Source organism: Rhizobium oryzicola, from assembly GCF_030504645.1.
In the GTDB taxonomy this organism is placed as follows: Bacteria; Pseudomonadota; Alphaproteobacteria; order Rhizobiales; family Rhizobiaceae; genus Neorhizobium; species Neorhizobium oryzicola.
Window position 1 is genome coordinate 1,252,192 of the sequence record NZ_JAUKWQ010000001.1, and the last position, 22,215, is coordinate 1,274,406.

The following is a 22,215-nucleotide window of genomic DNA, read 5'->3' on the forward strand; positions in this document are numbered from 1 at the left end:
TTCTGAACCTGTTTTTGCCGCATTGCTTGGCCAAAAGGCCGCCTTTGCCAAAGTCTCAGAAGGAATGCCGGTGAGCGATACGAATCACAGCAGCGAGATGCCGACCGGCCGTGACGGGTATGCGACGGGTAGTGGCCCGTTCATTCCGAAGTCGCCGAACGAGGCACTCAAGCCTGAGCGTGTTCCGGAACCGCCGAGACGCTCCAAAAAGGCGCGCAGCCAGATCGTCATCTTTCTGAACTTCGTGATGACGCTGATCGTGTTTGCCTGCATCATCGGCATCGCCGGCTTCTACTACATGATCTCGGAGTTCCAGAAGGCCGGACCGCTGGAAACGAACACGCACTTCCTCGTGCGTGAAGGAGCGGGCCTCGCCGAAATCTCCAATACGCTCGAACGCAACGGCATTATTTCCGACGGCCGCATCTTCCGCTATGTGGCGGCGACCTATCTCACCAAGGATAAGACGCTGAAGGCGGGCGAGTACGAGGTGAAGGCCGGCGCGTCCATGAAGGATGTGTTGGCCCTGTTGGAATCCGGCAAGTCCATTCTCTATTCAGTCTCCATGCCGGAAGGCCTGACGGTACGTCAGATGATGACGCGCCTGCTGGAGGATCCTGTTCTGGAAGGGGATCTGCCGCGTGAGCTGCCGCCGGAGGGAAGCCTGAGGCCCGACACCTACAAGTTCTCCCGTGGCACGAAGCGCTCTGACATCCTGTCCCAGATGCGCGCCGCCCAGGAAAAGCTTGTCGATCAGATCTGGCAGAAGCGCGATCCCGATCTCGCGATCAAGACCAAGCAGGAATTCGTCGTGCTGGCTTCGATCGTCGAAAAGGAAACCGGCAAGGATGATGAGCGCGCCCATGTGGCTTCCGTCTTCCTCAACCGTCTGCAGAAGGGCATGCGCCTGCAATCGGACCCGACGATCATCTACGGCCTGTTCGGCGGCGCGGGTAAACCATCCGATCGTCCGATCATGAAGGCGGACCTGGACAAGCAGACGCCGTACAACACCTACCAGATCAAGGGCCTGCCACCGACGCCGATCGCCAATCCCGGCCGCGCTGCGCTGGAGGCCGTCGCCAATCCCTGGCGCACCAAGGATCTCTATTTTGTTGCCGATGGCACAGGCGGCCATGTGTTTGCAGCGACACTGGATGAACACAATGCCAATGTGAAACGCTGGCGAAAGATCGAAGCGGAGCGAGCCAATGCCGCCGATGCCGAGAACGCCGTGGTGGACGGGCAACCGGGCGGGCCAGAGGCGGAAAAGCCGCCAAAGGGTGATTGAGATATTTGTTTCATGGATGCCGCGGTTTTCGCGGCATCCTGCTTTTGACCATTTTTCTGGTCGCGACAGGCTCTTCGTCTGGCGCGAAGGGGGTTCAAATGAGCGTACAATCCATGACGGGTTTTGCCCGGCGCGAAGGAACGGCGGGCCGCTATCGCTGGGCCTGGGAGCTTCGTTCCGTCAACGGCAAGGGGCTGGATCTGAGGCTGCGTCTGCCGCCGGGTTTTGAGGCCATGGAAGCGGAAGTGCGCAAGATTGCGGGTGAATTGTTCGCGCGCGGCAATATGCAGATTTCGCTGTCCGTCTCGGTCGCCGAAGCGAAGGTGGAGGCCGTTGTCAATCGCGAAGGGTTGAACGCTGTGCTGGCGCTGCGGAACGAGCTGGGAGATGTGATCGATCAGGCGCCGCTTCGGCTCGATACGCTGCTGGGTATTCGTGGCCTGGTCGATATCCGCGAAGTGGAAGACAGCCCGGAAGCGGGTGTGGCGCGCGACCGTGCCATCCTTGACGGTCTGCGCCTGGCTCTGGAAGATCTGGCTGCCATGCGGGCCAGCGAGGGTGCGGCACTCACCGCCATCCTTTCGGAACATGTGCGCAGCGTCGGGCGGCTGGTGGAGATCGTGGAGCAGGATCCTTCCCGCAGCACGGAAGAGATTGCCAAGCGCCTTTCGGCCCAGGTGTCGCAATTGCTGGAAGGCGCCTCGTCGCTGGATCGGGACCGGCTCTATGCAGAAGTGGCACTGTTGGCCACCAAGGCAGATATCCGTGAAGAGATCGACCGGCTGAAGGCCCATATCGTGGCCGCGGACGAGCTTTTGGGCAAGGGTGGCCCAATCGGGCGTCGTCTCGACTTCCTTGCACAGGAATTTAACCGGGAAACCAATACGATCTGTTCCAAATCGAACTCGGCTGCGGTAACGGCGGCAGGGATCGAATTGAAAGTGGTAATCGATCAGTTTCGCGAACAAGTTCAGAATGTGGAGTAGGTTATGAGTCCGGCCCCGTCCTCTCAGGTGAAGATCGCACGTCGCGGGCTGATGCTGGTCCTGTCGTCGCCCTCAGGCGCCGGGAAGTCGACCATCGCAGGAAACCTGCTGCGGGACGACCACAGTCTCGAAATCTCCGTCAGCGTCACGACGCGTGCGAAGCGCCCCAGCGAAATTGCCGGCAAGCATTATCACTTCATCACAATCCCGCAGTTCGAGCGGATGCGTGACAATGGCGAGCTGCTGGAATGGGCGGAGGTGCACGGCAATTTCTACGGCACGCCGCGCGAGCCCGTGGAAAAGGCCATGGCTGAAGGCCGCGACATGCTGTTCGATATCGATTGGCAGGGCGCGCTGCAGCTGCAGGAAAAGATGAAGGCCGATATCGTGTCGATCTTCGTTCTGCCGCCCAGCATGACGGAACTCCAGTCCCGCCTGCATCGCCGCGCTGAGGATACCGAAGAGGTGATCCGCACCCGCCTTCAAAACTCGCGGGCGGAGATCGCCCACTGGCGCGAATATGACTATGTGATCGTCAATGACGATTTGGACGAAGCCTTCCGCAACGTCAATTCGATCGTGAATGCCGAGCGCATCCGCCGCGACCGTCGCCATGGGCTGTTTGATTTTGTCCAGAGCCTGCTGGAAGAAGAGCCGGTTCTGCCGGTCTGATCGCGAAAAAGCCGAGCGCTTCAGGGCAAACCTGGAGCGCTGCTATAACGCGTTTGCCAGCGCCACAAATTCCGCAACCGACAGCGTCTCGGCGCGACGTGACGGGTCGATACCGGCCTTATTCAACAGCGCTTCACCACCCACCGGCTTCAGGCTCTGGCGCAGCATCTTGCGGCGTTGGCCGAAGGCTGCCTGGGTGACGCGCTCCAGCTTGTCCACCTGACAGGGAAGGGGTGTTTCGCGGGGTGTGAGATGCACGACCGTCGAGGTCACCTTGGGCGGCGGCGAAAAGGCCTGCGGCGGCACATCGAAGGCCATCCTTGCCTGCGTGCGCCAACCACACAACACGCCGAGGCGGCCGTAATGATTGTCATCTTCGCTTGCGACGATGCGCTGTCCGACTTCCTTCTGGAACATCAGGGTCATCGATTGCCAGAAGGGCGGCCACGCCTTCGGCAGAAGCCAGTTTACCAGCAGTTGGGTGCCGACATTATAGGGGAGGTTGGCGATGATCCGTACGGGTGTATTGGCCGGCGCCAGCGCTTCGAAATCCGTCTTCAGCGCATCGCCTTCGATCACCTGCAGCTTGCCCGGATAGTGCTCACCGATGTCGGCCAGTGCGGGCAGGCAGCGGCTATCCCGCTCGACGGCGATGACCTTCTCTGCGCCGAGCGACAGGATCGCACGCGTCAGGCCACCGGGGCCGGGGCCGACTTCAAATACGGTGACACCTTCCAGCGGGCCGGCGGTGCGGGCAATCTTCTGCGTCAGGTTGAGGTCGAACAGAAAGTTCTGTCCCAGCGCCTTGCGGGCATCCAGGCCATGCTTCTCGATCACTTCGCGAAGCGGCGGCAATCCATCAAGTGTTGCCATCAGCGTGTGGCCGCCGATTTTGCTGCCAGATCAGCAGCCAGCTTCAGGGCTGCGACGAGACTTGTTTCCCTTGCAATACCCTTGCCGGCAATGCCGAAGGCCGTGCCATGATCCGGCGAGGTGCGGATGAAGGGTAGGCCGAGCGTAACATTCACGCTGTCATCGAACCCGAGCGCCTTGGCCGGGATCAGTGCCTGATCGTGATACATGCAGATCGCCACGTCGTAACGTGCGCGCGCATCGTCGTGGAACATGGTGTCTGCGGGGAGGGGGCCAAACACGTTCACGCCCTCGTGGCGCAACTGCATGATTGCAGGCTCGATGATGTCGCGGTCCTCAAGACCGATGGCGCCGTCTTCGCCCGCATGCGGGTTCAGGCCCGCCACGGCAAGACGCGGCTGTGTGAAGCCGAAGCGCGCCTTGAGATCCTCATGCGCAATGCGGCACGTCTCGACAATGACCCGTTCCGTCAGCGCCGCGGGCACGTCCTTCAGCGGAATATGGATCGTTACCGGAATGGCGCGCAGTTTCGGACCCGCCAGCATCATGACAGGCAGCACTTTCTCGCCGGTTGCCTTTTCGGCGAGATCCGCCAGAAATTCCGTATGTCCCGGAAATTTGAAGCCAGCCTCGTAAAGAACCGATTTTGCGATGGGGTTGGTAACCACTGCCGATGCTCTACCATCGAAGCAAAGCTGTACCGCGGTCTCAATCGCCGTAATGGCGCTGCGCGCAGACGCAACATGCGGGCGTCCGACCTCGATTTCTGCGCCAACGGGAACCGATAGAACGGGAAGGGCATGGGTAAAGATAGCGGAGGCCGTTTCCGGCGTCGCGTCTTGAACCGGCAATGTCACGTCCAGCAGCTGCGCCCTCTGGCGCAGGATGGACGCGTCGCCCACGTAAATGAATGGCTCGAGACCAAGTTCATCGCGACGCAACCAAGCCGCGATTGAGACGTCCGGGCCGATACCAGCCGGATCGCCCTGCGTCAGGGCAAGAGGAAGCTGTAAGCTGCTCAAGGGTTGACGATCTGCGCCTTCTTGCGCAGTTCCTCCATGTACTTGGCCTCGTTCGGGTTTTGGGCGCCCTTTTTCATCTTGCCGATATCTTCTGCACGGAAGACAACTTCAGCCGCCGTATCGTCTGATACCTGACGCTGCTTGCAGATCGCCAGGAACTCGACGCCCTTCTCGGTAACACGCGTTCCGGTGGTGCCGTTCGGAGAGGCTTTTTCGATGAGCGGCTTCCATTCATCCGGCAGTTCGGGCGCCATAACGCGTCCAAGGCTGCGAATGGAAACATCATGCATGGTCTTGGCGAAGTCTTTGGCCTGATCACAGCCGGGATATTTCGAGCGCGCGGCTTCAGCTTCCGCTTTACGCTTGCCTGCAAGGGCTTTCTGCTTCGCGGCCGGGATGACAAAAATCACCTGCTGCAGGAAGTACTCGGTCGTGACAGGCTTTTCCTTGCTCTCCTGCATGCGCTTCACAAGCTCTTCGGAGGACATCCTGCCCTGCGCGCCGTAGCGTGCATTCACAAGACGCGGCCAGCTCATTTGGACGGCGATGAACGACTTGAAGTGGTCAGCGCCTACACCAGCCTGATCGAGGATTTTTGTGAGCTGCTGCGGCGTCATCTTGTTGCTTGCGGCAAAACGCTCGAAGGACTTGTCGACGTCTTCCGTGCTGACCGACATTTTCACGCGGGCGATTTCGTCGCGCTTCAGCGTTTCGTCGATCAGCTGTTCCTTCGCCATGCTGGCGAGATTGCCCTTCTGATGCTGCAGCTTCAGGAAGTTGACGCGCTTGGCAACATCGCTGTTGGTAATGGGCGTGCGGTTTACGACAACCGCGACCTCCGTTGCCGCTTGAGCATATTGATGTGCAGGGAGCGAGCCCAGCACAAGGCCAAAAACCGTCGCGGCAAGCGCCATCCGGCGAAATTGAGCGCTGAAAACCATGTTCCGTCCCTTCCTGCAGCTCAACGACATAAGCCGATGCGCGCGCTGCCGATCACTCGTATCGCGTTCGATTGCATATTTCATGCGGCGAAACAATGACGATGATGGAACACGGCTTGGTCTCGACTATGGATTAAGTTCCGTTGATCCAACATTGATATCGCCGAGTGTCCGGAAGCTGAGACGCGCCGTAACCGTCCACGGGTTCGCATCCGTGCTTGCTGGCTTGTCCGTATAGGCAATCGTGAAGACCGTGCACTCATCCGCATAGGTCACACCGAGACCGCGACGGATCACCTGTTCCTTGTTCATGTCCCAGGTGGCTGTACCGCTGACCGACCAGTTCTGGTTGATCTTGAACGACGTCGTGCTCTTCAAATACTCCGTATCGCGCGAGGAGCCGTAATTCGGCTGCGCGTCGATATTGGTATACACCAACTCGCCATTGATGCGCGGGAGCGAATAGGAGAAGGACGCGTCCATGCGGCGCATTTCAAGCGTCTTCTCGTCAAAGCGGCCCTGAGCCGATACCGAATATCCCTGCGGCAGATCGATGCCGGCCATCGCTACGAAATCGGAAACCTTCGATTCAAGGCCCGAGTCCGCACCGACATTAACGAGATCCGGCGTCGCAAAGGAGTTCAAGCCAGCCAGTTGGTAGGATTGGCCGAAGATACCACGAAGGCCGATGCCATTGTCGAAGGACCCGTTGTAGCGTAGCCCGACATTGGCGCGCGTGCCGCCTTCCATGCGGTCATAGCCCGAGAACTTGTCACGCTGGAACAGGCTGGTTGCATCGAACACAAAGCTTTGAGCGTCTTCGTTCGGCAGCCCGCCAGCATTCTGTTCGTCAGGACGCAGATAAATCTGGGCAATCGGCTCGATTACATGCGTGCTGTTGGCTGTCGTCAACAGGATCGGGTAGCGCGCCTCAAGGCCGGCCGTCGCCATGTAGCGGGCATCAGAGCCAGAGGATTCAAAATCGCCGCCATAGGTCACGCCGTTGAAGCCTGGCGTATTGGATGTGTGACGGCTGAGGTCGCCGCGTGCTGCAAGCAATGGCGTCAACAGCAACCCGTCATCCGTCGTGAAGGTACGCTTCCATTCCGCTTCGGTCGTGAAGCGGCTGTAGCTGCCCTCGATCCCACGGAAACGTGTCGAGCTTGCCTCGTTGTAGAAGTCATCCTTCTGGCGTGACAGGTTCGTCAGGTTCGATGTGATCGAGAATTCGCCACCAGCGATCGCTTCCGGCGCATAGTATTTGTAGTCCAGGGACGGGTAGACGATAGCTTGCTGCTTTTCAGCGGTGCGGCTGTAATCGGTGTCCTGGATGTTAAAGTAGTAGCCGCGCAGATCGAAGAAGTTCCGCTTCCCGATGCCTGTCAGATAGGCTTCGTTGGTGAAGGGCGTTTCATTGACGCCGGTCAGCCTATAGGTCTTCGAAAAGTTGTTGTCAGACTGGACCATGGCGTTCCAGCCAAAAGTCCAGCGCGGGTTGATTTCGAACTTGGCCTTCGACGCAACCATCACGCGGGTATCCGCATGGGCGTCGCTGGTGCCGGCGGCAAAAGCGCCCGGATCGTTCTGGTTGATGAAGGCGAAGCGCAGCGTGTGGTCGCCATTATCAAAACGGTTGCGCACTTCACCCTGGAGCAGAAGACCCTGCCGGGAATAATAGGTCGGAGCGATGGTCGCATCCATGCTCGGCGAGAAGACATGGTAATAGGGTACGGTCAGACCGAAGCCGAGTTTCTGCGACACGGTCGCGCTCGGAAACAGAAAACCGGATTTACGCTCGACCGTTTCGTCCGGAACCGTCACGAAAGGCACATAGCCGATCGGCAGGCCGAACAATTCAAAAGTCGCATGCTCAAGGCGAATCGTATGGGTCTGGCCATCACGGATCACGCGCTGCGCCTTCACCTGCCAAAGCGGCGCCTTGTCCGGGTTCTTGGCGCAGGGCAGGCATGCCGTGTACACGCCGTTGTTCAGCACCATCTGGTCGCCGGGAAGGCGTTCGGCGCTTTCAGCCGCAAGGCGCGTGTTGTCGGTCGTTTCGACATGCAGAGAGTTGACGAAACCTTCGCCGAAGTTGTCCGTTACATCGAGAGCATCCGCATAGACGCGGTTGCCACCCGGCTCGATCAACTCGATGTTGCCGGTAGCCATGACGCGGCCGGTCGTTTGGTTGTACTCAACCTTCTGCGCCACCATACGGTAGCGATTGTAATAGATCTGCACGCCGCCCGTGGCTGTCACGAGTTTCGCGTCCTGATTGTATGTCAGGTCATTCGCGCGAAGGAGCATTTTCGCTCCATCGGCTGCTTCAGGCGCCAAGGATGAACCCTGCGCAAAAACGGGCAACGGGTAAACGGCCACCACACATACAGCCGTGCTGGTCAGCAGGGCTGCGAAAAGCCGTCTGATATTCCCGCGGTCAGTTACCGCCACTAGCCATCCTCCTGATGAAGCAGAATCGTTGCCCCGAGTGCCATTGCAACGACGACTGGAATCCAGACCGCTACGAATGGTGGAACAACCCCGCTGCTCCCGAATGCTTTCACAAGCACCGTCACGACATAAAGCACGAAGCCGCAGACGATTCCACCCAGAATCACGGAGCGAGACTGCGCTATCCGACTGAATTTGAGTGATACGGTTGCGGCAATGAGTGTCATTGCCACCATGAGGAGTGGCAATGACAGGAGCGAGTGGAACTGGGTTTCCAGCGCCTTGGTGGAAATACCGAAGGAGCGAGCTGCTTCGATTTTTCTTAAAATGTCAAAGAAAGCAACGCTTTCAGGCTGCGATAGCGATTCGCGCAGGAAAGCAGGCTTCAGATTGGTACGGACCTGTGCCGATGCGACGCGTTGTGGCGGTGTATCGGCTCGCGTCTCCAGAACCGTGTTAAGCTGCCAGTAACCATCTTCCAACTTGGCTGTGGCTGCGTCCTGTCTCAGGATGATGCGACCCTTCTGATCGAAGTGCACAACAACCGCATCGAACAGCATCGTCCCGCCGTCCTGATAGCTTTTCGCGCCGATGATCGTGTCATCCTTGCCGCTGATCTGGCGGATCCAGGGGACAAAATTGCTCTTCTTCTGGGCATTGCTGGCCGCGCGCCATTCGGTCTCCATGCCGGAGGCCATTCTCTGTCCCCAGGCGGCAAGCGGGTTGACGACGAGAACAGCAAACAGGCCGACACAGAACGCGCCGAACACGAAGGGCGCGATAAACTGCCACACGGAGAGACCTGCAGCACGCGTCACCACCAGTTCAGACCGCCGGTTGAGTGCGATCAGCGTCGTCATGCCGATGAAAAGGGTGAGCGTCGGGATGGTCTGCTGGAAGATCAGTGGAAGGCGAAGCGCCGTCATCAGCAATCCGCCCGGAACAGTATAGCCAACCATCACGCCCATGCGGCGGCTGGTTTCACTGAAGTCGGCTAGAAAGATGATGCCGCATACGCCGAGGAAGAACCAGATGGCGGTGATGATGTAACGGCGGAAGAAATACAGGGATAGCGTACGTGCAATCATGCGCCACCTCCTTCCTTGGTTTCCGCCTTGCCGGGGCGACGAACCAGACCGTGAACGCTGCGAAAGATGCCGCCGATGAAGTTGGAGATGAAGCGCGGGGTGCGGATCTGCGTATTGGTCATCAGCAGCAGAATGGCAACGGCCGACGCAATCGCCGGAACGGCGTAGACGAGCGGTACCACGGAGGCATTCGTCTTGGTCAGGTTGGTCACGTAGAACAGCACCCAGCGCAGGCCGAAGCATACAATCAACGCACCGACCATCGGATGAAGGCGGGCGCGGCGGCTGGACCGTGCGCTGCCTGCCGTCACGAGCGACACGAGTGCGAACACGATGGGCAGCGTCCAGTCGGAGAAGCGGCGATGGATCTCGGAACGGAAACTGCCTGGCGATGCCAGGAAGACCTTGTCTGTCGGGTCCGGGTGCAGCAAGTCATTCAGACGGCGATCGCTTGCGTACACCGGGGTGTCACCGGACGATTCCGACATTGAGGACAGATCGAACGCGTAGGAGACGAATTTGACGATGGAGATGCGTCCATCCTTCGTCTTGCGGTGCACCTCTCCGTCACGCATCGTCAGTGTCGTGCCGGTCGGGTCAATCGATCCTTCGCGGGCGTAGTAGATCAGATCCGAATTCGGATCGCGGAAATCGACCAGGAACAAGCCCTGCAGCACGCGGCCGGAATGCCGCTCGGAGATCTGTACATAGAGGCCGTCCTCGATGCTGCGGAACGTCTTTTCCTCGATGACCGACGACAGAAGATCGGCATAGGCCTCCGCGACCATTTCGCGTGCGCGGATGCGCGACGGCGGCTCGACGAAGTTCGAGATCAGGAAGGAGAGGGCTGCCATCAAGATGGCGAGCAGCATGATCGGCTTGTAGAGAAGCGTGCGGGCGGCGCCTGCCGCATCGATCACGGCGAGCTCCGAATCATTGTTCATGGCGTTCAGGGTCTGCGTCACGCCGATAACCAGCGCGAACGGCAGAACGACCGGGATGATGGTCGGCAGAATGAAGGTGGCAAGCGTCGCGAATGAACCGATCGATTGACCGGTATCCGTGACCAGATTGATGCGGCCCAGCACCTGAATGGTCCAGATGATCGTCAGGACCGGCAGGAGCGTGATCAGAAACATCTGAAAGGCACGCCGCAATATATAGAGTTCTAGAATCTTCATACGTATCCGGTCCGCCGGCTGTCATGGCACAGCTTCAGCATCGGGTTCTAAGCAATTTGTTTCAGTAAGGCGACACCGCCCCCGTCACAAACTTGTTCCTGAAGTTCGTTTTTTTTCGTCCTGTGTCATTTCGAAATACACCGTGACTGCGGCATAGATGACGGCGGAGGACAGGAACCCGAGCGTCACATCCGAAAGGTAGTGTCCTCCAAAGGAGACTCGGATGGCGGGGGTGACGAGGCAGATCGCCACGATCGGCGGGCCGAGAATGGGCCGCAAGGATTTTGGCAATAGCAGGATCAGGCAGGCAACCCAGCCGGCGCCGGCGGCTTCGCCTGATATGAACGAGCAGTTGTTCAGGCAGGCACCGTTGAGCGTGCCCGCGGCTGTGAACATATCCGCGCCGCCAAAAAGATCCGTATCGTACGGGCGCGGGCGCCCGGAAATGGTTTTGAGGATCAGGTTGACCAGCAGGTAGGGGCCGATCACGAAGGAGACGAGAGCGACAGAATACTGTCGCGTCTTCTCCTTGCTATAGGTCGCGCCGTGATGCTGCAGATTGCGAATGAGCAGGACAAGAATCAGCAGCGCCATCATGGCAGGCAGATAGAAGAAGATCTTGCGAAGCGCGACCAGAAGCTCTTCCGCAGAGTAGGGAAACTGCCCGCAGATCTGCGCTGCACGGGCTCCGCCGACACACTGTCCCTCCTGAAAAAACGAACGCGCCACATCGATATCGATCTGCGGAAAGGCATAAAACAGGGCGAGAAGAAGCCACCAAGCCGCGAACAAGGTCAGAAACCAGGCCATGGGCCGGTCATACAGATCCCTGATCCGACGTCTGGTGGATGCATGACGCGACGGAAGGATATAGGTCAAAACGCTGCCTCTGTTCTCGTTGCGGCTAATTAGCCACCATTCATGTGACATGACAAGATGGCCCATGAAGGTGACAGAAGCTCCCTTGCGTTACGGGGGGAAAAGATGATGATTGCCCGCTCAAACTGACCTGAATACCGGAGATGACATGTCTGCATCCTATTCCATTACCTTTTCGCCTTCCGCACCGGCAGCAGGCGCACTGGCCGTCCTTCTCAAGCTTTCAGGCGATCATACACCCGCAGGCGCATCCTTTGCCGATCCTGGCCAGGTCTTGACGCGCGCGGCCGAGATCTCAGCATTTTCCGGCAAATCCATGTCCTCACTGGAAGTTGTCGCTCCACACCAGTCGCCCTTTGACCGCATCGCCGTCATTGGCCTTGGCAAACCCGCGGACCTGAAAGCCTACGATTGGCTGCGCGCCGGCGGAAAGGCTGCCAGCGTTATCAAATCTGCCACCAATGTCGTGGTGGCAATTGACGCAGATGGCGTGGATGTCGACGGTGCCAAGGCCGCCGATGTGGCGCTTGGTCTTCTCCTGCGCGCCTATCGCTTCGACCGCTTCAAGACCAAAAAGGCTGATGATGACGATACGGATGCAAAGACCGTGTCTGTGACCATCGTCACCGCGGCGCATGAAGCCGCAGCAGCCGCCTTCGAGGCAGGCAGGGCCGTAGCTGATGGCGTCAATCTCGCCCGCGAGCTGGTCAATCTGCCGCCCAATATTCTCGGTCCCGTCGAGTTTGCGGAAAAGGCGAGGGGGCTCACCGCACTCGGCGTGGATGTCGAAATCCTGACGGAGACCGAAATGCGCGAGCTCGGCATGGGTGCGCTGCTTGGCGTCGCTCAGGGGTCGGTCCGCCCGCCGCGGCTTGCCATCATGCGCTGGAATGGCGGCAAGCAAGGCGAAGCGCCGCTTGCCTTCATCGGTAAGGGCGTTGTCTTCGATACCGGCGGTATTTCGATCAAGCCGGCGGCTGGTATGGAGGACATGAAGGGCGACATGGGCGGTGCTGCTGCCGTGACCGGTCTTCTCCACGCCCTGGCGGCCCGCAAGGCGAAGGTGAATGCGGTTGGCATTATCGGGCTTGTGGAAAACATGCCCGATGGAAATGCCCAGCGTCCGGGCGATATCGTTACCTCCATGTCCGGCCAGACGATCGAGATCATCAATACCGATGCCGAAGGCCGTCTCGTGCTGGCGGATGCGCTCTGGTACTGCAAGGAAACCGTGAAGCCTCGCCTGATGATCGATCTCGCGACGCTGACGGGTGCCATCATGGTGGCGCTCGGCAACCTGCATGCCGGCCTCTTCTCGAACGATGATGCGCTGGCGGTCCATCTGACCGCCGCAGGCGAGGAAAGCGGCGAGAAGCTGTGGCGCATGCCGCTTGGCAAGGACTACGACAAGATCATCGACTCGAAGTTTGCCGATATGAAGAACAGCGGCGGCCGTTATGGCGGCTCGATCACGGCGGCACAGTTCCTGAAGCGCTTTGTGGGCGATACCCCGTGGGCGCATCTGGATATTGCCGGCACGGCAATGAATTCGCCCAGCAACGAGATCAACCAGTCCTGGGGCTCCGGTTACGGCGTGCGCCTGCTCGACCAGTTCGTGCGCCAGAACTACGAAGGATAATGAACGCATGACGGAGGTGCTGTTCTACCACCTGACCGAATCGAAGCTGGAGGATGCCCTGCCTGCGCTGCTCGAAAAGAGCGTCGAGCGCCGCTGGAAGGTCGTCCTGCAGACGATCGACGAGGAACGACGGGATCGGCTGGACCAGCACCTCTGGACATTCCGTGAGGAAAGCTTTCTCCCGCACGGCACTGACGCGGGAGATTTTGCCGATCAGCAGCCGATCCTGCTGACGGCTTCTGCCGAGAACGGCAACGCCGCCACCGTGCGCTTCGTGGTGGATGGGGCCGAACTGCCGGATCTTGCCCCGTACGAGCGGGTCGTCTTCATGTTCGATGGCTACGATAACACTCAGTTGGAGGGCGCGCGCGCCCAGTGGAAGAAGCTGAAGGCGGAGGGGCACAGCCTCACCTATTGGCAGCAATCGCCGGAAGGCCGCTGGGTCAAGAAGGCGTGAGCAGAGTTAAGCCCGCAGGCCTTGGTCGAAGCGAGGGCCTTGTGCGGCGCACCACCGCTTGCTAGCTGAAGACGGTATCTTCCCCAAAGCAAAGATGGTGCATCCATGACTGCTGAAAACACCCGCAAGGCCGATCATCCTGTCTCTGAATTCTTCGTCGAGCGTTGGTCGCCACGCGCCTTTGCGTCCGACACGATTTCGGAAGCGCAGCTGCATGCCATTCTGGAAGCGGCCCGCTGGGCTCCGTCCGCCTATAATGCGCAGCCCTGGCGCTTCATCTATGCGCTTCGTGGTGACGCGGCCTGGTCCTCGATCCTTGGTGCCATCATGCCGTTCAACCAGGCCTGGGCGCAGAACGCAGCTGCAATCATCGTGATCGCCAGCGACACCAAGCTCGTGCCGCCCGGCAAGAGCGAGCGCGTCGATAACGGCACCCATGCCTTTGATGCCGGCGCCGCCTGGGGTTACCTGGCGCTGCAGGCGCATATCAATGGCTGGGCAACGCATGCCATGGCAGGCTTCGACAAGGAAGCCATGGCCAAGGCCGTGAACCTGCCTGCAGAATTTGCCCTTCACGCCGTCGTTGCTCTGGGTAAGCAGGGCGATGTCGCCTCGTTGCCCGAACAGTTGCAGTCCCGCGAAGTGCCGAGCCCGCGCCGTGCGGTTGCCGAAAGTGCCGTTCACGGCGGCTTCAAGGGCTGATCACTCCCACAAACACATGAGGCCTCCCGATCGCTCGGGAGGCCTCAATTTTGTTGTTCGTTGAATTATTTGTCCGAACGATCGTTATCGAGTGAGGCGACCAGAAGCGGCGCGCTGCTGCCACCACTGCCGCTGCGGCGGATATGGACGACCTTGTAACCGTCCGCCTTCAGCTGCGTCAGCAGGGCCGGCAGCATGGCGACGGTGCGGTTGTGAATGTCATGCATCAGGATGATGCCGCGGCGATGGGCGCGGAGCGCGCTGACCGTTCGTGTGGCAACCGCTGCAGGCGAGACGCCAAAATAATCCTTGGAATCGATTTGCACATCGAGAACGACCATGCCGTTGCTGGCCACCCACTGGCGCAGGCGATGCGTATCCGCCAGATAGGGGAAGCGGAAGAAGCCGACGCTTTCATGAGTCGCACTCGCCACCGCATCGCGGCCTTTCTGGATATCTTCAATCGCCGCTTCGAAGGAGAGGTGGGCGAGGTTGGGGTGGCGATAGGTATGGCTGCCGATCGAGTGGCCTTCCGCAACTACCTTGCGCGCCAGTTCCGGATGGGCCTTTGCCATCTGTCCGACCATCAGGAAGGTCGCCTTCACACCGAACTGGTCGAGGATCGAGAGAATCCGCTCCGTCTTGTGCGGCATCGGGCCGTCGTCGAAGGTCAGCACGACCTCCTTGTCGTTCAGCGCAATGTCCGAAATGGAATTGACCGTTAACGTGCGGCCGGCCAGCGAACCGGGGTTGCCAAGCCTTCCCCAGGCCACTGGGGTGAGCGGTACGGGCGAATCGGCATTGGTCTTGCTCAACGGCTTGGCGGCCTGGGCGGGCGCAAAGGAGGAAACGAGCGTACCGCCATTGCTTGCCTCCATCTGGCTGCGGCCAGCACATGAGGAAAGAAGGCACGCAAGCGCGGCAGCGACGCAGGCAACGCGAAGGGACATGGGGCGCGACTCGGATAAAGTGACCAATGAACTGATTTGCGGTCACTTTGTCCGATTATGGTTAACGCGAAGTTTATGGTTAATGCCGGGTTTAACCTTTACTGGTTGACCAAGCATAACTCATATCCGTTACTTGCTCAGAATCGTCTGCGCTAGGAAACTATAGCCCATCGCTGTCCGCGCCGCCTGCTCCTCCGAATTACCGGCCCCGCCATGGCCGCCTGAACCGAATTCATGGAAGAGGGGCTCGTGTCCAGCCTCCAGTAGACGGTGGGCGAAGCGCCGCGCATGCGAGGGATGCACCCGGTCGTCATTGGTCGAGCTTTCGATATAGATCGGCGGGTAGGTGACCTCGCTTGCCGGTTTGACATTATGAAGCGGCGAGTAGGCCAGCATGAATTCAAGATCCCCGGTAACGTCCGGATTGCCGTATTCGTGCATCCAGGCCTTGCCCGCCGGGAACACATGGAAGCGGCTCATGTCGATGACAGGCATGCGGGTCCAGATCGCCCCGAAATCATGCGGGTACCGGGTCGCCATGACCCCGGTCAGCAAGCCGCCATTGCTGCCGCCCGTGCAGGCAATCCGATCCGGCGTGGTGAAGCCGCGTTTGACGAGATCGCGGGCGACCGCAACGAAATCCTCGAAGGCCTTATGGCGGCCTTCCCGCATCGCGACCTTGTGCCAGTCTGGGCCGAGTTCCCCGCCACCGCGAATATAGGCCTGTACATAGGCGCCGCCCTTTTCGAGCCACAACCCGTTGATGCCGGAGTAGTAGGGCGAGAGGCTGACTTCGAAGCCACCATATCCATACTGCAGCACCGGCAGTTCGCCGCGTGTCCAGTCTTTTGGAAACACGATGTGGTAGGGTACCTTGGTGCCGTCTTCCGAAGTTGCTTCCAGAAGTTCGGATTTCATGCCGCTGGCATCGAAATAGGCAGGTGCGTTTGCCACGACTTCGAGACTTGGCTGCCTGCCGGGGACAGTCAGGTCCAATCGATAGAGCGTGGCAGGCAGCAAAAATCCCTGGCCGATCACCTGGATGATTTCTTCTCCCGTATGCAGGTCTGAATCCAGTTGGCGGAAGGAGACGGATTGAACCGCCTCAGGCAAGATGATTTCCACCGGCGCGATGTGGTCGCGCTTAAGATCCAGCACGAACAGACGCGGTTTCAGCCGGTCGCTGACGACGTAGAGCGCCCACTCCTTCAGCACTGCAAACTGGGAGACGCTCTGCCCGTTGGACGGTGAGAAGAGAACCTGGCCTTCTTCCCGCAAGGGGCGATCGGCGGACGGATCGAAGTGCTGCAGGACAAGGCTACCCACCGGGTAACGCTCGCCGCTTTTCGCACGCCATAGGCAGAATTGGTGATTGAGATGGATGTCGATCTCGACAGGCAGGTCGAGACGTTTCAGCGCCTCATCGCCCTTGGCGACGAAAACACCGATTTTACCGATCTCGTGCGAGGCTTCGAAAAAGCGGATCGGCTCTTCATCATCCGAACCTTTCCAGAAATGCGGAAACAACATGCCGCAGGAACCGGTAACGTCACTCTCATCGGCTGCATAGAGCACAGGCGCATCGGCCGGGTTCTGGCCGCGCTTTAGCCTGCGCCCGAGTCTTGGCCAGCCGGAGCGGGTGGCGGAATTTTCATCAATGGAGCCGAAATAGCAGATCTCCTCCGGGCTGAGCCAGCTGGCATGAGCGCGCACGGCTGGCGTATCGAAGCCGCCGGGAACGGGAGCCTTGGTCTCGGTGTCGAACTCCAGAAGGCGCGTGAGGTCGGAACCGCCATCCGAGAGGTAAAGCAGCACGCGGCTTGGATCCCAGGGAGATCCGGCGGCCCCACGATAGATCCAGCGCTTGCCCTCGGCGGCGCAGAAAGCATCGAGATCGAATACCGTTTCCCAGGGCGCATCTGGCGTTGGGCTCTGCCCGTCCGGTATGCGTCGCCAGACACCGAGCGGGTTGTCCTTGCTCTGGCGGAAGTCGTAGAGCCATTTCCCGCGTCTCGTCGGCACGATCAGCCGGTCGTCGCGCTCGATCAACGCCTTAATGGCGCTCACATCTTTCTCGAACGCGGCATCCTTCAGCTGCTCTGAGGAATCCGCATTGCGCTGTTGGACGAACTCCAGCGTTTCCGCATTGTCGTCCTGTTCCAGAAAGAGATCCATGCATGCCTCCGACCTGTGATGGCTCGGAAGCTAGAGGTGTGCCGGTGGGCTGGCAATTCCTAAAAGCAGGGGGTGCCGAAGTGGCGCCCCCTAGCCTTTACCGGTCAATCCGCCATCGCATCTTCATATTCTGAAGACAGTTCCAGCCATTTCTCTTCGCATTCGGAAAGCTTTTGGGCCGCATCGCTGCGTTGCTTGGCTTTCTCGGCGGCCTTGGCCGGAGACTTTTCGTAGAGTTTCGGGTCTGCCAGTTCTACATCGAGCACCTGAATCAGTTTCTCAAGCTTGGCGGTCATCGCCTCGATTTCATTGATCTTCTTTTTCAACGGCGCCAGTTGCGCCCGTCTCTCCGCATTGGCCTTGCGCTGCTCGGATTTCGACGCCGGCTCTTCCGCGGACGCGGTGGCGGGCTTCTCATCCTTGCGGCGCGAGGACTGGATGACGATGCTGCGATACTCTTCCAGGTCGCCTTCGAAGGCCTTCACGGTGCCGCCATTGACGAGCCAGAGGCGATCCACGGTCGCCTCGATGAGATGGCGATCGTGCGAGATGAGAATGACCGCGCCGTTGTAATCGTTCAGCGCCTCGATCAGGGCGCGGCGGCTGTCGATGTCGAGATGGTTGGTCGGCTCGTCGAGGATCAAGAGGTTCGGCGCATGGAAGGCGGCTAGGCCCATCAGCAGGCGCGCCTTTTCGCCACCGGAGAGATCCTTGGCGGCGGTGTCCATCTTTTCCGTCGCAAGCCCCATCTGGGCCACGCGGGCGCGCACCTTGGCTTCCGGCTGCTCCGGCATCAGGCGGCGCACATGCTCCACCGGCGACTGCTCGGGGATCAGGTCATCCAGCTGGTGCTGCGCGAAGAAGCCGATCTTCAGGTTCGGCGCGGTGCGGATGGAGCCCGCCTGCGCCTCAAGCCGTCCGGAAATGAACTTCGCGAAAGTGGATTTGCCGTTGCCGTTCGAACCCAGCAGCGCGATGCGATCGTCATTGTCGATGCGCAGGCTGATCTGTTTCAGGATCGGCTTGCCCGGCTCGTAGCCCACCACGCCGCCTTCGATCGCAACGATCGGGGAGGAGGGCTGTTTTTCCGGCTCCGGGAAGGTGATTGGGTGAACGTGATCCTCGATCACGGCGGAGACGGTGCCCATGCGCTCCAGCGCCTTGATGCGGCTCTGCGCCTGCTTGGCCTTGGAGGCCTTGTAACGGAAGCGGTCGATATAGCTCTGGATGTGCTTGCGGGCGGCGTCGCTCTTCGCCTTCGCCTTCATCTGCAGCTCGTCGGCCTCTGCCTTCTGCCGCTCGAAACTGTCATAGCCGCCCCGATAGAAGGTCAGCTTCTTTTGGTCGAGATGCACGATCGCATTGACGGCATTGTTCAGGAGATCGCGGTCGTGGCTGATGATCAGCACGGTGTGCGGGTAACGCCGCACATAATCTTCCAGCCACAGCGTGCCTTCAAGGTCGAGATAGTTGGTCGGCTCGTCCAGCAGCAGCAGGTCCGGCTCTGAGAACAGCACGGCCGCCAGTGCGACGCGCATGCGCCAGCCGCCGGAGAAGGAGGAGGCGGGGCGGCGCTGCGCATCCGCATCGAAGCCGAGACCGGCCAGAATGCTTGCCGCACGCGCTTCCGCCGAATGGGCGTCGATATCGACCAGCCGCATCTGGATTTCTGCAATGCGGTGCGGGTCGGTGGCGGTTTCCGCCTCGGCCAGAAGCGCCGTGCGCTCCTTGTCGGCGGCGAGCACGATCTCGATCAGCGGATCTTCCGTGCCTGGCGCTTCCTGCGCTACCTGGCCGATGCGCGCATTTTTCGGCAGGCTGACGGAGCCGCTTTCCGACGCCATCTCGCCGGTGATGATGCGAAACAGTGTCGACTTGCCGGCGCCATTGCGGCCCACAAGCCCCGCCTTCGTCCCCGTCGGCAGGCTGACGCTGGCATGATCCAGAAGAAGGCGGCCCGCAATGCGTGCGGAAAGATCGGTAATCGTAATCATGGCCGCGGTTTTGGCCGAAGTTTTTCACCGATGCAAGAGAGCGGACCGCCGCCTTTTTCTTTATTGCCAGCGCGCTCCCTCACCGCGCTGGAAGTAAACGAGATCGAGAACCACAGACGGCTTTCCGAGAGCGGTGAGGATGGTGTGGACCTGCCCGCGATGGTGGGTCTGGTGGTTGAAGACATGCGCCAGAAGAGAGGCGAGGGGCTGTTCGATCTTGCCTGGCATTGTGATAGGCGAATAGGAGATAATGGCGGAGAGATGATCTGGCGTCAGGTTGTCGACCCAGTCGATGATCCGCTGGTCTTCGCTCTCGCGTGCGGCCCGCAACGCCTCAAAGCTTTCAAAAGGTTCGGCATTGAGCGAGGCCGGAGCATCTCCGATGCCGGTAAAGCGTTTGAGCCAGATGCGGTCGGCGGTGAGAAGGTGACTGAGCGTCTTGTGCGCGGAGCCGAAGAACGCACCCATATCCCTGTGGTATTCATCCTCCGTCAACGCAGAGCAGGCCTCGTAAATGCAATGATTGGCCCAGCGGTTGTAGTCGGCAAACATCTGAAAATGGCGCAGCATTGAAGACCTCCAAGATGATGAGACTTTTGTAGAGCGAAATTCCCCGTCTTTGGGTGATGAAACCCATGAAAAATTCTGATTGGATCGGGGGCAAAGGATGGGGTCAAAATCGCGAACAGCAACGATCAATAGGCGGAACCCATGACCCGGATACTCTACACGCTTTGCGGCCGTGACGAGCGCCGCCCTTTCTCACCCCACTCGTGGAAGACGGTCATGGCGCTGGCGCATAAGGGGCTGGATTTCGAGGAGCGCCCGACGCCGTTCACGGAGATCCCTAAGCTGGAGAACGGTTTTTCGAAGACCGTGCCGATCCTGCGGGATGGCGACCGGCTGGTGCGCGACAGTTTCGATATCGCGCTCTACCTGGAAGAGGCCTATCCGGATCGCCCGACCTTGTTCGGTGGCGAAGGCGGCAAGGCGCTGTCCCGTTTCGTGGAAGGCGTTTCGCAAACGCTGGTGCATCCGGTGTTGACCCGCCTTGCCGTCAAGGACATCCATGACATGCTGGCGGAGCCGGACCAGATCTATTTCCGCGAGACGCGCGAGGCCTATCTCGGGCGCAAGCTGGAAGAGTTTCCGCCAATGCGGGAGGCGGAGATCGATAACCTCAAGCAACGGCTGGAACCCATCCGCCATACGCTGAAGCATCAGGCTTTCCTCGGCGGTGCTACGCCGCTGTTTGCCGATTACATCGTCTTCGGTGCGCTGCAGTGGCTGCGTGTGACGACCGGGCCGTTGCCTTTGTCATCGGGAGATACGGCTCTGCAGTGGTATGAACGCTGCCTCGATCTTCATGGCGCAAAGGGACGAGCCTTCGGTTGACGATCGCCATTGTGACGCGTGCGTGAAATTCGCATATCCCCCTTGTCTTCATGATTCGGGGCGGCTAAACACCGCCCACTTAGCCGCAAAAACAAGGATTTCTGGATATGGCGATCGAACGCACCTTCTCCATGATCAAGCCCGATGCAACCAAGCGCAACCTCACGGGCGCGATCACCAAGGTTTTCGAAGACAACGGCCTGCGCGTCATTGCTTCCAAGCGCGTATGGATGAGCAAGCGCGAAGCTGAAGGCTTCTACGCTGTTCACAAGGAACGTCCGTTCTTCGGCGAACTGGTTGAAGGCATGACCTCCGGCCCGACCGTCGTTCAGGTTCTCGAAGGCGAAAACGCCATCCTCAAGAATCGCGAGATCATGGGCGCCACCAATCCGGCAAACGCTGCCGAAGGCACCATCCGCAAGACCTTCGCTCTCTCCATCGGCGAAAACTCGGTTCACGGTTCGGATGCTCCGGAAACCGCTGCCCAGGAAATCGCCTACTGGTTCTCCGAAACCGAAATCGTCGGCTGATTGGCGAAAGCCTGAGGAGACGGAACGTCTCCTCGCTGACAGTCTTCAAACCGCTCGCGATCTCAAGGTCGCGGGCGGTTTTGTCTTTTTTGAACTTCACTTTTCCAGATGCGTCAGCGCGGCCTGCACTTGCTCCCGGACCTCATTCTCCAGCGGCAGGATCGGGCGAGGGGGCTCCGCCTCGAAGCGTCCGAGAAGGGATGCGATCAGGTACATCACGCGAAAACTGCCATGCTGTTTGAACAGCGACCAGAGCGGCTGGAAGCTTTCCTCGATCCGCCGCGTCTCAGCTACGTCGCCCGCCTGTGCCGCGCGTATCAGCGCAAGGGATGGCGCCGGCAGCAGGCCGGCCACGACGCTATACCAGGCATCCGCACCGGCCAGCAGGGCAACCGGCGCAATCCAGTCACCGCTATAACCGATGGCGAAACCAGAAGGCGAATGTGCGCGAAGACGGGCGATCTCGCCGGCATAATCGCCGTCTGCGGCAGCCGGCATCTTCACCGCAGCGATGTTGGGAAGTGCTGCGAGCCTGGCAATCAGTTGTTCGGAGAAGACGAATTTGGTGGTGGTCGGATTGTTGTAGATGCAGAGCGGCAGGCCAGTGGTGGCAGCGACGGTCTTGAAGTGTTGAAAAACCTCTTCCTCCGTCAGCGGTGTATAGGAAACGGGGGCCAGCAGCAGGCCGCTGGCACACGCCTGTTCCGCCTCCCTTGCCAGGGCCTCTGACTCGTCGGTTCTCAGAGCGCCGATGCCGACTATGATCGGCACCTTGCCATCAGCGCATTCGACGGCCACATCCATGGCGCGGCGTTTCTGGTCGCGGGAAAGATAGGCATAGCCACCGGTGCTGCCGAGAAGGCCGATCGAATCCGCACCCGCCGCAACGATCACCTCGAGAACGCGGGCGAGCGCTGCCGTATCGACGACCCCCTGCGCATCGGTCGGTGTGGGCGGAAAGGCGGATAGACCATGAAACATCGGGGAGC

20 protein-coding genes are annotated in these 22,215 nt (G+C 59.8%); 8 read left to right on the top strand and 12 right to left on the bottom strand.

Annotated elements, in window-relative coordinates; translation table 11 throughout:
- Positions 1–70 precede the first annotated feature (70 nt).
- The 3 genes from mltG to gmk all read left to right on the top strand — a co-directional run bounded on the left by mltG (position 71) and on the right by gmk (position 2,949).
- Entirely contained in the window at positions 71–1,291 is a 1,221-nt protein-coding gene (mltG, locus tag Q2T52_RS06235; protein ID WP_436799492.1) for an endolytic transglycosylase MltG, read from the top strand.
- Between the two features lie 98 nt (positions 1,292–1,389).
- Positions 1,390–2,277: a YicC/YloC family endoribonuclease gene (locus Q2T52_RS06240; RefSeq protein ID WP_302075785.1), complete on the top strand. Its 888-nt coding sequence runs from the start codon at positions 1,390–1,392 to the stop codon at positions 2,275–2,277.
- A gap of 3 nt (positions 2,278–2,280) precedes the next feature.
- A complete protein-coding gene (gene gmk / locus Q2T52_RS06245) occupies positions 2,281–2,949 on the top strand; it encodes a guanylate kinase (protein WP_302075786.1) in 669 nt (222 codons plus the stop codon).
- Positions 2,950–2,991: 42 nt separating this feature from the next.
- Here the strand turns inward: gmk and rsmA are convergent, their stop codons facing one another.
- The 7 genes from rsmA to Q2T52_RS06280 all read right to left on the bottom strand — a co-directional run bounded on the left by rsmA (position 2,992) and on the right by Q2T52_RS06280 (position 11,315).
- Positions 2,992–3,822, bottom strand: a complete 831-nt coding sequence (rsmA, locus tag Q2T52_RS06250) for a 16S rRNA (adenine(1518)-N(6)/adenine(1519)-N(6))-dimethyltransferase RsmA (RefSeq protein ID WP_302075787.1) — start codon at positions 3,820–3,822, stop codon at positions 2,992–2,994.
- Positions 3,822–4,844: a 4-hydroxythreonine-4-phosphate dehydrogenase PdxA gene (pdxA, locus tag Q2T52_RS06255; protein ID WP_302075788.1), complete on the bottom strand. Its 1,023-nt coding sequence runs from the start codon at positions 4,842–4,844 to the stop codon at positions 3,822–3,824. The genes rsmA and pdxA overlap by 1 nt, the downstream gene beginning before the upstream one ends.
- Positions 4,841–5,758, bottom strand: a complete 918-nt coding sequence (locus Q2T52_RS06260) for a SurA N-terminal domain-containing protein (protein WP_302076054.1) — start codon at positions 5,756–5,758, stop codon at positions 4,841–4,843. Before Q2T52_RS06260 ends, pdxA begins: the two co-directional genes overlap by 4 nt.
- Positions 5,759–5,911: 153 nt before the next feature.
- A complete protein-coding gene (locus Q2T52_RS06265) occupies positions 5,912–8,236 on the bottom strand; it encodes an LPS-assembly protein LptD (protein WP_302075789.1) in 2,325 nt (774 codons plus the stop codon).
- The gene (lptG, locus tag Q2T52_RS06270; protein ID WP_302075790.1) at positions 8,236–9,324 is read right to left on the bottom strand and encodes an LPS export ABC transporter permease LptG; all 1,089 of its coding nucleotides are present in this window, start codon (positions 9,322–9,324) and stop codon (positions 8,236–8,238) included. Before lptG ends, Q2T52_RS06265 begins: the two co-directional genes overlap by 1 nt.
- On the bottom strand, positions 9,321–10,505 hold the full coding sequence (locus Q2T52_RS06275) for an LptF/LptG family permease (RefSeq protein ID WP_302075791.1): 1,185 nt from the start codon (positions 10,503–10,505) through the stop codon (positions 9,321–9,323). The genes lptG and Q2T52_RS06275 overlap by 4 nt, the downstream gene beginning before the upstream one ends.
- An 84-nt stretch (positions 10,506–10,589) precedes the next feature.
- Positions 10,590–11,315: a phosphatase PAP2 family protein gene (locus Q2T52_RS06280; RefSeq protein WP_302075792.1), complete on the bottom strand. Its 726-nt coding sequence runs from the start codon at positions 11,313–11,315 to the stop codon at positions 10,590–10,592.
- 217 nt (positions 11,316–11,532) lie between these two features.
- On the opposite strand from Q2T52_RS06280, the gene Q2T52_RS06285 reads away from it, so the two are divergent.
- From Q2T52_RS06285 to Q2T52_RS06295, 3 genes are all read left to right on the top strand, one after another.
- Positions 11,533–13,023 carry a leucyl aminopeptidase gene (locus Q2T52_RS06285; RefSeq protein WP_302075793.1) on the top strand — a complete coding sequence of 497 codons (1,491 nt, stop codon included), beginning with the start codon at positions 11,533–11,535 and terminating at the stop codon, positions 13,021–13,023.
- Between the two features lie 7 nt (positions 13,024–13,030).
- Positions 13,031–13,480, top strand: coding sequence for a DNA polymerase III subunit chi (locus Q2T52_RS06290; protein WP_302075794.1), 450 nt, complete (start codon positions 13,031–13,033; stop codon positions 13,478–13,480).
- Between the two features lie 105 nt (positions 13,481–13,585).
- Positions 13,586–14,182 (top strand): nitroreductase family protein, encoded by a 597-nt coding sequence (locus Q2T52_RS06295; RefSeq protein WP_302075795.1) that lies wholly within the window; start codon positions 13,586–13,588, stop codon positions 14,180–14,182.
- 65 nt (positions 14,183–14,247) lie between these two features.
- Here Q2T52_RS06295 and Q2T52_RS06300 read toward each other — a convergent pair whose 3' ends face one another.
- The 4 genes from Q2T52_RS06300 to Q2T52_RS06315 all read right to left on the bottom strand — a co-directional run bounded on the left by Q2T52_RS06300 (position 14,248) and on the right by Q2T52_RS06315 (position 19,871).
- Complete coding sequence (locus Q2T52_RS06300; RefSeq protein ID WP_302075796.1) at positions 14,248–15,132, bottom strand: polysaccharide deacetylase family protein; 885 nt, start codon at positions 15,130–15,132, stop codon at positions 14,248–14,250.
- A gap of 129 nt (positions 15,133–15,261) precedes the next feature.
- Positions 15,262–17,307, bottom strand: a complete 2,046-nt coding sequence (locus Q2T52_RS06305) for a prolyl oligopeptidase family serine peptidase (protein WP_302075797.1) — start codon at positions 17,305–17,307, stop codon at positions 15,262–15,264.
- A gap of 104 nt (positions 17,308–17,411) precedes the next feature.
- Entirely contained in the window at positions 17,412–19,301 is a 1,890-nt protein-coding gene (locus tag Q2T52_RS06310) for an ABC-F family ATP-binding cassette domain-containing protein (protein ID WP_302075798.1), read from the bottom strand.
- A gap of 60 nt (positions 19,302–19,361) precedes the next feature.
- Positions 19,362–19,871, bottom strand: a complete 510-nt coding sequence (locus Q2T52_RS06315) for a DinB family protein (RefSeq protein WP_302075799.1) — start codon at positions 19,869–19,871, stop codon at positions 19,362–19,364.
- Positions 19,872–20,012: 141 nt separating this feature from the next.
- Between Q2T52_RS06315 and Q2T52_RS06320 the strand changes: the two genes are divergently transcribed.
- Both Q2T52_RS06320 and ndk read left to right on the top strand, forming a co-directional pair.
- Positions 20,013–20,696, top strand: a complete 684-nt coding sequence (locus Q2T52_RS06320; RefSeq protein WP_302075800.1) for a glutathione S-transferase family protein — start codon at positions 20,013–20,015, stop codon at positions 20,694–20,696.
- A 107-nt stretch (positions 20,697–20,803) separates the two neighbouring features.
- On the top strand, positions 20,804–21,226 hold the full coding sequence (gene ndk / locus Q2T52_RS06325; protein WP_302075801.1) for a nucleoside-diphosphate kinase: 423 nt from the start codon (positions 20,804–20,806) through the stop codon (positions 21,224–21,226).
- A 96-nt stretch (positions 21,227–21,322) separates the two neighbouring features.
- Here the strand turns inward: ndk and Q2T52_RS06330 are convergent, their stop codons facing one another.
- Positions 21,323–22,207 (bottom strand): dihydrodipicolinate synthase family protein, encoded by an 885-nt coding sequence (locus Q2T52_RS06330; protein WP_302075802.1) that lies wholly within the window; start codon positions 22,205–22,207, stop codon positions 21,323–21,325.
- Between the last annotated feature and the right edge of the window lie 8 nt (positions 22,208–22,215).

Coding starts and splice junctions, on each gene's coding strand:
- gmk (WP_302075786.1), top strand. CDS start 2,281: ATGAGTCCGGCCCCGTCCTCTCAGGTGAAGATCGCACGTCGCGGGCTG.
- Q2T52_RS06285 (WP_302075793.1), top strand. CDS start 11,533: ATGTCTGCATCCTATTCCATTACCTTTTCGCCTTCCGCACCGGCAGCA.
- Q2T52_RS06330 (WP_302075802.1), bottom strand. CDS start 22,207: ATGTTTCATGGTCTATCCGCCTTTCCGCCCACACCGACCGATGCGCAG.
- Q2T52_RS06315 (WP_302075799.1), bottom strand. CDS start 19,871: ATGCTGCGCCATTTTCAGATGTTTGCCGACTACAACCGCTGGGCCAAT.
- Q2T52_RS06295 (WP_302075795.1), top strand. CDS start 13,586: ATGACTGCTGAAAACACCCGCAAGGCCGATCATCCTGTCTCTGAATTC.
- lptG (WP_302075790.1), bottom strand. CDS start 9,324: ATGATTGCACGTACGCTATCCCTGTATTTCTTCCGCCGTTACATCATC.
- Q2T52_RS06290 (WP_302075794.1), top strand. CDS start 13,031: ATGACGGAGGTGCTGTTCTACCACCTGACCGAATCGAAGCTGGAGGAT.
- rsmA (WP_302075787.1), bottom strand. CDS start 3,822: ATGGCAACACTTGATGGATTGCCGCCGCTTCGCGAAGTGATCGAGAAG.
- Q2T52_RS06260 (WP_302076054.1), bottom strand. CDS start 5,758: ATGGCGCTTGCCGCGACGGTTTTTGGCCTTGTGCTGGGCTCGCTCCCT.
- Q2T52_RS06300 (WP_302075796.1), bottom strand. CDS start 15,132: ATGTCCCTTCGCGTTGCCTGCGTCGCTGCCGCGCTTGCGTGCCTTCTT.
- Q2T52_RS06310 (WP_302075798.1), bottom strand. CDS start 19,301: ATGATTACGATTACCGATCTTTCCGCACGCATTGCGGGCCGCCTTCTT.
- Q2T52_RS06275 (WP_302075791.1), bottom strand. CDS start 10,505: ATGAAGATTCTAGAACTCTATATATTGCGGCGTGCCTTTCAGATGTTT.
- Q2T52_RS06240 (WP_302075785.1), top strand. CDS start 1,390: ATGAGCGTACAATCCATGACGGGTTTTGCCCGGCGCGAAGGAACGGCG.
- Q2T52_RS06280 (WP_302075792.1), bottom strand. CDS start 11,315: ATGGCCTGGTTTCTGACCTTGTTCGCGGCTTGGTGGCTTCTTCTCGCC.
- Q2T52_RS06305 (WP_302075797.1), bottom strand. CDS start 17,307: ATGGATCTCTTTCTGGAACAGGACGACAATGCGGAAACGCTGGAGTTC.
- Q2T52_RS06320 (WP_302075800.1), top strand. CDS start 20,013: ATGACCCGGATACTCTACACGCTTTGCGGCCGTGACGAGCGCCGCCCT.
- ndk (WP_302075801.1), top strand. CDS start 20,804: ATGGCGATCGAACGCACCTTCTCCATGATCAAGCCCGATGCAACCAAG.